The sequence below is a fragment of the Citrobacter sp. VF227 genome (genome assembly GCF_052950715.1).
Map to the genome: position 1 here is coordinate 1 of NZ_JBRFVF010000585.1, position 439 is coordinate 439.

The window sequence follows — 439 nt, forward strand, 5'->3', positions numbered from 1 at the left end:
AGGGAGCCCTGCGGCTCGACACGCCGATGCTCTACGCGATGGGCTATATCGGACTGTTCGTGCTCGGCGGCCTCACCGGCCTCTACCTCGCGACGCTCGCCATCAACCAGCACATCCACGCGACCTACTTCGTGGTCGCGCATTTCCACTACATCATGGTCGGCGGCACGGGGCTGGCGTTCCTGGGCGGCCTGCACTTCTGGTGGCCGAACTTCACCGGCCGGATGTACAGCGAGCCCTGGGGCCGGGTCTCGGCGCTGCTGATCTTCATCGGCTTCAACGTGACCTTCTTCCCGCAGTTCATCCTGGGCTATCTGGGGATGCCGCGGCGCTACGCGACCTATCCGGCCGAGTTCCAGCTCCTGACCGGTCTGTCCTCGGCGGGCGCTACGATCCTGGCGGCGGGCTACATCTTCCCGATGCTCTACCTCGTCTATTC

Annotated in this window: 1 protein-coding gene; it reads left to right on the forward strand. The window is 64.9% G+C overall.

Annotation, left to right across the window (positions count from 1 at the left end):
- The coding region (locus tag ACU8YC_RS28005) for a cbb3-type cytochrome c oxidase subunit I (protein ID WP_446896395.1) at positions 1-439 on the forward strand (439 nt) is incomplete at both ends.